Origin of the sequence: Rathayibacter sp. AY1E8 (assembly GCF_002931415.1) — a bacterium.
Lineage (GTDB): Bacteria > Actinomycetota > Actinomycetes > Actinomycetales > Microbacteriaceae > Rathayibacter.
On sequence record NZ_PSVI01000085.1, the window covers coordinates 1 to 9,183 of the forward strand.

A 9,183-nucleotide genomic window follows, 5' to 3' on the forward strand; every position below is an offset into this window, starting at 1 on the left:
GAGGAGACCATGGCCGAGACCACCGCGACCACCACCCGTCAGACCAGCACCGGATCCGGACGCCCCGGGGGTCGGCGCAGGGTCGCCGACACGCCGACGCCCCGGTGCCGTTCGGCCCGGGGCGTCGGTGCGGGGGGAACGGGTCAGACGACGCGCGGGTCGGACTCCTGGGTGTCGTCCTCGGGGATGTGGACGTCCTGGACGGTCACGTTGATCTCGGCGACCTCCATGCCGGCGATGTGCTGGATGGCATCGGCGACGGCGGAGCGCACGTCCTCGGCGACCTTCTGCAGCGGCGCGGGGTACTCGGCGACGATGGTGATGTCGGCGGCGACCTGGCGCTCGCCGACCTCGACCTTGACGCCCTGGCCGCGGTCGTCGTTGCCGATCGCACTGCGGATGGCGCCGATCGCTCGGGCCGCTCCTCCGCCGAGGGCGTGGACGCCCGGGACCTCGCGCGCGGCGATGCCGGCGACCTTGGCGATGACGCCGTCCTCGATCACGGTGCGTCCGGATCCGGTGCTGGTCTGACGGGTGGTGGTCGCGGTGGTCTCGGCCATGGTCTCCTCTTTCGCTCGGGGCCCGATCGCTCGATCAGGCGGGGTATGCAGGTAGGACGCTCCGTCGACGCCGAACGTCACGGTCGGATCCGGCCCGCCCAGGCAACTGCCAGAGAGGAGGGCCGGGCCGGGCCGGTCCTCTCAGGAACGCGGTCGACGCCCGTCGATTCGCCCTCGGCCCGGTGCTGTGGTGGCATGGAGCCGTGACCGACGCGACCGCCCCGCAGGCGCCCCTCCCCGATCGGACGGCCGCGCGCATGCGCCCGCGCGCCCTGCTCGTCCTGGCCCTGATCGGCGCGGTCGGCGGGACCCTGTCGGGCGCGTTCGGCGTCGGCGGCGGGATCGTGATGGTGCCGATGCTGATCGCGTGGGCCGGGATGGACCAGCGCCGCGCCTCCGCCACCTCGCTGCTCGCGATCGCTCCGACCTCGGTCGCCGGAGCGTTCGGCTACGCCCTCGCCGGCCAGGTCGCCTGGGTCCCGGCGGCGGTGATCGCGGCTGCGGCGATGCTCGGGGCGGTGGCCGGATCCTGGCTGCTAGCGCGGCTGCCTCTGGGCGTGCTGCGCTGGATGTTCGTGGCGCTGCTCGTGGCCGCGGCGGTGCGGATGGCCGTGTTCGGCTCGAACGACACCGGCGACGTCGCCGAGGGCTGGGGCGTGTGGCCCGGATTCGCGGGGCTCGGCATCGGGATGGGCGTCGCCTCCGGCCTCTTCGGCATCGGCGGCGGAGCGATCGCCGTGCCGGTCCTGGTCGGGGCCTTCGGGCTCGCGGACCTCCTGGCCAAGGGCACCTCGCTCGCCGCGATGATCCCCACGGCGGTCACCGGCTCGATCGCGAACGCCCGGCGCGGCCTGCTCGACGTGCGCGCGGGCCTCGTGGTCGGGCTCACCGCGACGGCGTTCTCCTTCGCAGGAGTGGCGCTCTCCTTCCTCCTGCCGGCGCGCGTGTCCGGGATCCTCTTCGCGGTCCTCCTCCTGCTCGCGGCGGTGCAGCTCGCCCTCCGCGGGCGGCGCCGCTGAGCCCTGCACGACGCGGACCCCCGCCGTCAACGCCCTGTCCGATCCGTCGCAGACGCTCGTAGCGTCGTCGCGATCGGGCGCGGGCCCGGAGGGGCGGGAGCACGATGGAGCAGCAGCAGCGCGAGCAGCAGGGCCGGCAGCAGCGGCGAGGGGGCGGCGCGAGCCTGCACCGGGACGTCGCACCCGGGGTGCACCGGCTCGAGCACGCCTGGACGAACCTCTACCTGATCGAGGAGGCGGGCCGGTTGACCGTCGTCGACGCAGGTCTCCCGAGGACGTGGCCGCACCTGGTCCGCGCGCTGGAGGTGCTCGGCCGCTCGCTCGGCGACATCGACGCCCTCGTGCTGACCCACGCGCACTTCGACCACCTCGGCGTCGCCCGCAGCCTCGTCCGGCGGGGCGTCCCCGTGCACCTGCACGCGGCCGACCAGCCGCTCGCCGCGCAGCCCTACTCCTACCGCCGCCAGCGCACGCCGTTCGTGTACCCGCTGCTGCACCCCTCCGCGATCCCGGTGCTCGGAGCGATGGCCCGTGCGGGCGCGCTCGCGGTGCCGCCCGTGCACGGGACCCTGCCGCTGACCGCCGGAGCGGTGCTCGACGTGCCCGGATCGCCCCGCGTGCTCGCGACTCCGGGGCACACCGACGGGCACGTCTCGCTGCACCTGCCCGAGCGCGACGCGGTGATCGGCGGAGACGCGCTGGTCACGCTCGACCCCTACTCCGCGCGCACCGGCCCGCACCTGGTCGCGCGCGCCGCCACCGCCGACACGGCGCAGTCCCTCGACTCGCTGCGGGTCCTCGCCGGGACCGGGGCGCGGACACTCCTGCCCGGCCACGGCGCGCCCTGGCGCCTGGGCGTCGCGGCGGCGGCCGAGCTCGCGGCGCGGACGCCGATCGCCTAGGGCAGGCTCCGCAGGCCGCTCGGACGCCGGTGGCCTGCCTCCCCGGCCGACCCGGTCCCGCAGCCGTGGCACCATCGGAGGTGATGTCGATCCCCGGTCCCGCATGAGCGCGGTCAGCTACCAGGCCGCGTCGATCCCCCTCCGCCTGGCCAGCGCCGGCATGGTCGTCGCCCTCCCCGTCCTCGCCGTCGAGCGTCTCGGCGACGTCGCGCTCGGCGGTGCCCTGACCGGAGCGGCGCTCTTCCCCGCCGTGATCGCCGCGCCGCTCGTCGGCACGGTGCTCGACCGGGTCCGCCGCCCCCGCCGGCTCCTGGTCGGCGCCGCGCTCACGACCGCCGTCGCCTTCGCGGTCGCCGCCTTCCTCGGCGAGGTGCCGACGCCGCTCATCGTGGTGCTGCTGCTCCTCGCGGGGCTCGCGACGCCCGTCTACATGGGCGGCATGTCGAGCTTCGTCACGAGCGCCATCCCGGAGCCGCGCCGCGCCTACGCGCAGGACTCGCTCTCGTACACGGTCGCCTCGATCAGCGGGCCGGCCATCGTGGGCCTCGCGGTCGGAGTCGGGGGAGCGCGGACCGCGATGCTCGCCATGGCGGTCCTCGCCCTCATCGGCGTCGTCGGATCGCTCGGCCTGGCGATGGAGCCGCGTCCGGCGCCGACCGTCGGCGTGCTGCGGACGATCGTCGCGGGCGTCACCCACCTCGTGCGGCACCGTCCGATCGCGGTGGTCACCTCGGCGGGCACGCTCAGCCAGGTCGCGGGCGGAGCGGCGGGAGTCGCGGCGATCAGCCTCTCGGTGGAGCGGCTGGGCAGCACCGACGCCGCCGCGTGGATCCTGACCGCCTTCGCCGTGGGCGGCCTGCTGGGCGCCCTCGCCGTGGCGGCCCGCCGCTGGACCCGCCGGCCGCCGGCGTGGACCATGGGCGCCGCCTACATCGCGACCGGCGCGGTCCTCCTGATCGCCGTCCCCGACCTGGGCGTCGTCGCGGCGATCGCCGCCTTCGCGGTCGCGGGCGTCTTCACGGCCCCCTCGAACGCGGCGATGCTGCTGCTGCGCGACCAGGAGAGCCCGGCCGCCGTCCGCTCGCAGGTGTTCACGATCGGCGCGGGGCTGCGCTCCGCCGCAGCGGCCGTCGGCGCTGTGCTGGCGGGAGCGGCGTCCGGCCTCGGAGCCTCCTGGCTCGTCGCGGGGATCGCCGTGGTCTGGATCGGCTCCGGCGTGCTGCTGCGCCTGTTCCCCGCGCGCGACCGCGACTGACCCCGGCCGCGCGCGGAGCGCTCAGCGGGACCGGCACCGCCGCGCGGGGGGATCGCGATCAGGCCGCGACGCCCGCCAGCGTCCCCGTGCTCGGCCCGTTCGGGTCGGTGATCATGCAGTTGATCGTCCGGTCGCCCGTGCCCCAGCTCTCGGCGGTCGGGTAGTAGTAGCTGAAGTCGTACGCCGAGTCCTGGTAGCCGATCCCGGTGAACGACTCGAAGGCCGTGACGCAGTCGCTCTCGGCCTGCTCCGTCGCGACCGACTCGCCCGGGTACTCGTCGGCGTCGGCCATCGTCAGGTTCTGGAACACCTCGTAGACGTGCGGGTCGGTGCAGGGCACGGTCGGCACGTCGGTGACCTCGGTCGCCTCCTCGCTGAGCTCGCCGTTCAGGCAGTCGCCCACGCGCAGCTGGAAGACGTCGGTCGTCCCGCCCTCGGTGATCTCCCCGGTCTCGTCGTCGCGGGTCTCGCCTCCCATCAGGCCGTTCAGGCCCGAGCAGCCGGTCAGGCCGAGGGCGAGGGCCGCGCCGGCGGCCAGGACGAGGGCGGTTCTGCGGCGGTTCATGACGACTCCCGGGATCAGCGGTACGGAGGTGTTCCTGTGACGACTCCCAGGCTAGGGGTGCAGGGCATCCGTCCCGAGGGGGATGCACTCGATCCGGATCTCCACTTTCCGGAGTAGCGGACGCTCAGCCCGGTCCGGTCGAATGGGGTCATGGCTCAGAAGACGGTCGCAGACCAGCTCATCGCTCAGCTCATCGACGCCGGCGTCTCCCGCATCTACGGGATCGTCGGCGACTCGCTGAATCCGATCGTCGACGCGGTGCGCCGCAGCGGCGGCTCCGAGAAGGGAGGCATCGACTGGATCCACGTGCGCAACGAGGAGGCGGCCGCCTTCGCCGCCGGCGCGGAGGCGCAGCTCACCGGGCGCCTCGCCGTCTGCGCCGGCAGCTGCGGCCCCGGCAACCTGCACCTCATCAACGGCCTCTACGACGCGCACCGCTCCTCCGCCCCGGTGCTCGCCATCGCGAGCCACATCCCCAGCAACGAGATCGGCTCGTCCTACTTCCAGGAGACGCACCCGGACAGGCTCTTCGTCGAGTGCTCGAACTACCGCGAGCTGATCTCGACCGCCGCCCAGGCCCCGCGGGTCGTCAACGCCGCGATGCGCAGCGCGGTCGCCCTCCGCGGAGTCGCCGTGGTCACCCTCCCCGGCGACATCGCCGAGCTGGAAGCGGTGGACGGCTTCCCCGCGTTCGTGCTGCCGTCGACGCCCGTCCTGGTCCCCGCCGACGCCGACGTCCGCGCCCTCGCGGCCGCGATCGACCAGGCGCGGACCGTCGCGATCTTCGCGGGCGCCGGAGTGCAGAACGCGCACGACGAGGTCGTCGCCTTCGCCGAGCTGGTGGGCGCGCCCGTCGGGCACAGCCTGCGCGGCAAGGAGTGGATCCAGTACGACAACCCCTACGACGTCGGCATGACGGGCCTCCTCGGCTACGGAGCGGCGCACGCCGGCATGCACGACGCCGATCTGCTCCTCCTCCTCGGCACCGACTTCCCCTACGAGCAGTTCCTCCCCGACGCCTCGAAGGTGGTGATCGCGCAGGTCGACAGCGACGCCTCGAAGCTCGGTCGCCGCGTCAGCGTCGCGCACCCCGTCCACGGCGACGTGGCGGCGACCCTCACCGCGCTGACCCCGCTCGTGCAGCGGAAGGACCACCGCTTCCTCGACAAGACGCTGAAGAAGCACGAGAAGCTGGTCACCGGAGTCGTCGGGAAGTACACCGAGGTCGGCACGCGCAGCCCGATCCACCCCGAGCTCGTCGCCTCCACGCTCGACGGCCTGCTCTCCGAGGACGCGATCGTCACCGCCGACACCGGCATGGGCAACGTCTGGCAGGCCCGCTACATCACCCCCAACGGGAAGCGGCGCCTGCTCGGCTCGTACATGCACGGGTCGATGGCGAACGCGCTGCCGCAGGCGGTCGGCGCGCAGCTCTCGCACCCCGGTCGCCAGGTCGTCTCGCTGAGCGGCGACGGCGGGCTCTCCATGCTGATGGGCGAGCTGGTCACGGTCGCCGCCTACCGGCTGCCCGTGACGATCGTCGTGTTCAACAACTCCACGCTCGGGCTGGTGAAGGTCGAGATGCTGGTCGACGGCTTCCCGGACTTCGCCGTCGACGTGCCGATGGTCGACTACGCGAAGGTGGCGGAGGCGATCGGCATCCGCGGAATCCGCGTCGAGGACCCGCGCGACGTGGAGGAGGCCCTCCGCTCGGCGCTCGCCGATGGCGGCCCGGTCCTCGTCGACGTGGTGACGGATCCGCTCGCCCTCTCGCTCCCGCCCACGATCACGGGCGCGCAGGTGAAGGGCTTCGCGCTGGCGGTCTCGAAGATCGTGATGAACGGAGGAGCGGGCGAGGCCGTCGCGCTGGCCCGCACCAACATCAAGCACGCTCTCCGATGATCGACGCCCGAGCGCTCGCGAGCGGCACCTGGTTCGTCCGGGGCTCCTCGCTGCCGCTCTGGCGCTCGCGGTCGGGGGTGGCGATCACGTACGCGCCGCTCCCGACCGGCGGGATCGGCGACGTCGTCAGCTGGCGCGGCCGCACGCGCTCGCACTACGTGGTCGGGATCGACACCCCCGACCCGCACGATCCGTCCGGCTTCCGCTGGCGCGGCGTCGAGCCGCTGACCCTCCTCGCCCGCAGCCGCTGGTCGTTCGTGGCCGCCGACGACGAGGCGGGCTGGGCGCTCACCCGCTTCGCCCGGACGCCGTTCACGCCCGCCGGCGTCGACGTGTACGTCCGAGAGCCGCACCCGGCCCGCGGCGTCCTCGCGGCGGCGCTCGCCGCCTGCGCCGCCGACCCGCGCACGTCCGCGCTGCGCCCGCGCCTCTTCGAGGTCGCCCCCTGACTCCTGAGCGCGCGCCCTCCCGCGAGGCGTCACGAACGGTCGTCATCCCGCTCGGATGACGACCGTTCGCGACCCCTCGGCGGTCGTCGATGCGGAGCCCGGTCGGCGAGTGCTCGTCGCAGGCGCTCGACGGAGCGCTCGGGGTGGGGGACGAACTCGGCGCCGACGATGCGGACGACGCGGACCCCGATCGAGGCGAGGTCGTCGTAGCGGCCGAGGTCGCGCGCGAAGCGCCGGTTGCTGGTGCGATGATCGTCGCCCTCGTACTCCCACGCGACCCGCTCCGCGGGGTACCAGCCGTCCGGCCGCCCGACGAAGACCCCGTCGGAGTCGAGCAGCGGCTCCTGCAGCACCGGCTCCGGGAGCCCTGCCCGGAGCGAGGCGAGCCGGAACCGCGACTCCTGCCGCGAGTCCGCCCCGTCGCGCACCAGAGCGAGTGCGGCGCGGAGTCGCACCGAGCCCCGACCGCGGAAGGCCGACACGCGATCCCGCAGGTCGGGCAGAGGCACCCAGGGCCGTCGATCGGCCGGATCGCCGACGACCGGCGTGCGCACCAGCGCGTCGCCCACCGCGACGAGGTCGTCCGGCTCGAGGAGCGCGGAGAGATGGCAGAAGAGCGAGGCCGGATCGGTGAGGGGCAGTCCGCGGCGCAGGACGCGGCGGACGTCGGGATCGGCGAGGGCGTGGCCGACGACGTTCCGGTGCCGGGGAGCGCGTCCCGGCCGGCGGACGCTGACGTGCACCGGCTCGTCCGCAGCGGCGGGCGGGAGGTCGAGCGGCCAGAGCCGCGCCGCCGTCACGTGGCTCAGGAGCGCCTCCGGACCGACCAGCGCGAGGAGCGCCTCCGCGCGCAGGCGCAGGTCGGGGTCGGGGTCGGCGGTGCGGACGCCGTGGAAGGGCCGGTGGAGGTCGGAGCTGCGGAGCCGCCCGCGGCTCACTCCGCTCGCGCGAGCGTCAGCGACGGTGAAGGCGCGGCCGCGGAGTCCGATCGGAAGCGGCGAGGGATCGTGCATCCGGCCACTGTCCCGCCTCCCGATCTTGTGAACCGGTTCTCCACAGGTCGGATCCTGCGCCCTTCCCGCTCGACCGCGTCCAGGCGTCACGAACGGCCGTCACCCTGCCCGGATGACGACCGTTCGTGACGCCTCGGCGGGCCCCTGAAGCCCGCCGGGCGCGTCACTCGCCGAGCGTGATCGCCTGCGCCTCGACGAGCTCGGGCTCGGGCTCGTGGGCGTCGGCGCGGGCCAGGGTGCGGCGTCCGAGCAGCACGATCAGCGCGGCGACGGCGACGGCTCCGGCTGCGGCGTACATCGGGAAGGCCGGCGAGACCGCGGCGGCCAGGGCGGAGGCGGCGGGCGGGGCGATCGCGCCGCCGAGGAAGCGGACGCCGGAGTAGGCGGACGAGGCGACCGAGCGGGGCAGGTCGGTCGCCTCCATCACGCACTCGGTGAGCACCGTGTTGACGACTCCGAGCAGCAGGCCGCCGACGATGATGCAGACGATCAGGCCGACACGGGACGAGATCACGAGGCCGCCGGCGATCAGGTCGAGCGCGAGCAGCAGCAGCACCGAGCGCAGCACGACGGTGCGCGGGAGGCGCCGGGTGAGCAGCGGAGCGACGAACACGGAGGTGATCGCCACGCCCAGGCCCCAGCCGAAGAACGTGAAGCCGAGGCCCATCTCGTCCAGCCCGAGCGGGTAGGGCGTGTAGGCGAGCAGCACGAAGAAGCCGATGTTGTAGAACAGGGCGGCGCCCGCCAGCGTGCGGATGGCCGGGACCTTGAGCGCCGCGAAGGGCGCCGAGAGCGGAGTCGGAGCGGGCTTGGGGCCGTCCTCGCGCAGGAGCGTCGCGATGGCGATGAAGCCGACGGCCATCAGCACGGCGGTCCCGAAGAACGGGCCGCGCCACGAGACGCTGCCGAGGAGCCCGCCGAGCAGCGGGCCGATGGCGATGCCGATGCCCAGCGCGGCCTCGTAGAGCACGATCGCCGCGGAGGAGCCTCCGCTCGCCGCGCCGACGATGGTCGACAGCGCGGTCGAGATGAACAGCGCGTTGCCGAAGCCCCAGCCCGCGCGGAAGCCGATGACGCCCTCGACGCTGCCCGCCGTGCCGGCGAGCGCGGCGAACACCACGATCAGCACCAGGCCGATCATGAGGGTCTTCTTGGCGCCGATGCGGCTGGAGAGCCAGCTGGTGAAGAACATCACGACGCCGGTGATGACGAGGTAGCTCGTGAAGAGCAGGGAGGTCTCGGTCGGAGTCGCCTGCAGGCTCTCGGCGATGGCCGGGAGGATCGGGTCGACCAGGCCGATCCCCATGAAGGCGATCACCGCGGCGAAGGCGACGGCCCAGACGGCCAGCGGCTGCTTCAGGATCGAGCCCTGGGCGGGCGAGTGGGGGGAGGTGGTCACGGCGTGGAGCCTTTCTCGGGGGAGGAGGGAGAAGGCGTGCGCCGGCTTGGTGAGCATGGCGTCGGCGAGGAAGAGGGCGATGTTGGCCCGCGCCTCCTCGTCGTCGCTCTGCTGCTCCA

At 74.0% G+C, this 9,183-nt stretch carries 9 protein-coding genes; 5 read left to right on the forward strand and 4 right to left on the reverse strand.

The window, feature by feature from the left end; translation table 11 throughout:
• Nucleotides 1–143 precede the first annotated feature (143 nt).
• Nucleotides 144–560, reverse strand: coding sequence for an Asp23/Gls24 family envelope stress response protein (locus C5C74_RS16195; protein WP_104225148.1), 417 nt, complete (start codon nt 558–560; stop codon nt 144–146).
• Between the two features lie 203 nt (nt 561–763).
• Here C5C74_RS16195 and C5C74_RS16200 point away from each other — a divergent pair, with 203 nt between their 5' ends.
• The 3 genes from C5C74_RS16200 to C5C74_RS16210 all read left to right on the forward strand — a co-directional run bounded on the left by C5C74_RS16200 (nt 764) and on the right by C5C74_RS16210 (nt 3,736).
• Nucleotides 764–1,579: a sulfite exporter TauE/SafE family protein gene (locus tag C5C74_RS16200; RefSeq protein ID WP_104233037.1), complete on the forward strand. Its 816-nt coding sequence runs from the start codon at nt 764–766 to the stop codon at nt 1,577–1,579.
• Between the two features lie 104 nt (nt 1,580–1,683).
• Entirely contained in the window at nt 1,684–2,481 is a 798-nt protein-coding gene (locus tag C5C74_RS16205) for an MBL fold metallo-hydrolase (RefSeq protein ID WP_104225146.1), read from the forward strand.
• A gap of 103 nt (nt 2,482–2,584) precedes the next feature.
• Nucleotides 2,585–3,736, forward strand: coding sequence for an MFS transporter (locus C5C74_RS16210; RefSeq protein WP_104351892.1), 1,152 nt, complete (start codon nt 2,585–2,587; stop codon nt 3,734–3,736).
• A 58-nt stretch (nt 3,737–3,794) separates the two neighbouring features.
• Here the strand turns inward: C5C74_RS16210 and C5C74_RS16215 are convergent, their stop codons facing one another.
• Nucleotides 3,795–4,301, reverse strand: a complete 507-nt coding sequence (locus tag C5C74_RS16215; protein WP_104351893.1) for a septum formation family protein — start codon at nt 4,299–4,301, stop codon at nt 3,795–3,797.
• Nucleotides 4,302–4,451: 150 nt separating this feature from the next.
• On the opposite strand from C5C74_RS16215, the gene C5C74_RS16220 reads away from it, so the two are divergent.
• Entirely contained in the window at nt 4,452–6,203 is a 1,752-nt protein-coding gene (locus C5C74_RS16220) for a pyruvate dehydrogenase (protein WP_104226089.1), read from the forward strand.
• Complete coding sequence (locus tag C5C74_RS16225) at nt 6,200–6,652, forward strand: hypothetical protein (RefSeq protein WP_104226090.1); 453 nt, start codon at nt 6,200–6,202, stop codon at nt 6,650–6,652. The genes C5C74_RS16220 and C5C74_RS16225 overlap by 4 nt, the downstream gene beginning before the upstream one ends.
• Before the next feature lie 29 nt (nt 6,653–6,681).
• Here the strand turns inward: C5C74_RS16225 and C5C74_RS16230 are convergent, their stop codons facing one another.
• Both C5C74_RS16230 and C5C74_RS16235 read right to left on the reverse strand, forming a co-directional pair.
• Entirely contained in the window at nt 6,682–7,665 is a 984-nt protein-coding gene (locus C5C74_RS16230; protein ID WP_104351894.1) for a hypothetical protein, read from the reverse strand.
• 163 nt (nt 7,666–7,828) lie between these two features.
• Nucleotides 7,829–9,064, reverse strand: a complete 1,236-nt coding sequence (locus C5C74_RS16235) for an MFS transporter (RefSeq protein ID WP_308471011.1) — start codon at nt 9,062–9,064, stop codon at nt 7,829–7,831.
• Nucleotides 9,065–9,183: the final 119 nt, after the last annotated feature.

Excerpts from the sequence above, each read along its gene's own strand:
- C5C74_RS16205 (WP_104225146.1), top strand. The coding sequence starts at position 1,684 with ATGGAGCAGCAGCAGCGCGAGCAGCAGGGCCGGCAGCAGCGGCGAGGG.
- C5C74_RS16220 (WP_104226089.1), top strand. The coding sequence starts at position 4,452 with ATGGCTCAGAAGACGGTCGCAGACCAGCTCATCGCTCAGCTCATCGAC.
- C5C74_RS16195 (WP_104225148.1), bottom strand. The coding sequence starts at position 560 with ATGGCCGAGACCACCGCGACCACCACCCGTCAGACCAGCACCGGATCC.
- C5C74_RS16225 (WP_104226090.1), top strand. The coding sequence starts at position 6,200 with ATGATCGACGCCCGAGCGCTCGCGAGCGGCACCTGGTTCGTCCGGGGC.
- C5C74_RS16215 (WP_104351893.1), bottom strand. The coding sequence starts at position 4,301 with ATGAACCGCCGCAGAACCGCCCTCGTCCTGGCCGCCGGCGCGGCCCTC.
- C5C74_RS16230 (WP_104351894.1), bottom strand. The coding sequence starts at position 7,665 with ATGCACGATCCCTCGCCGCTTCCGATCGGACTCCGCGGCCGCGCCTTC.
- C5C74_RS16210 (WP_104351892.1), top strand. The coding sequence starts at position 2,585 with ATGAGCGCGGTCAGCTACCAGGCCGCGTCGATCCCCCTCCGCCTGGCC.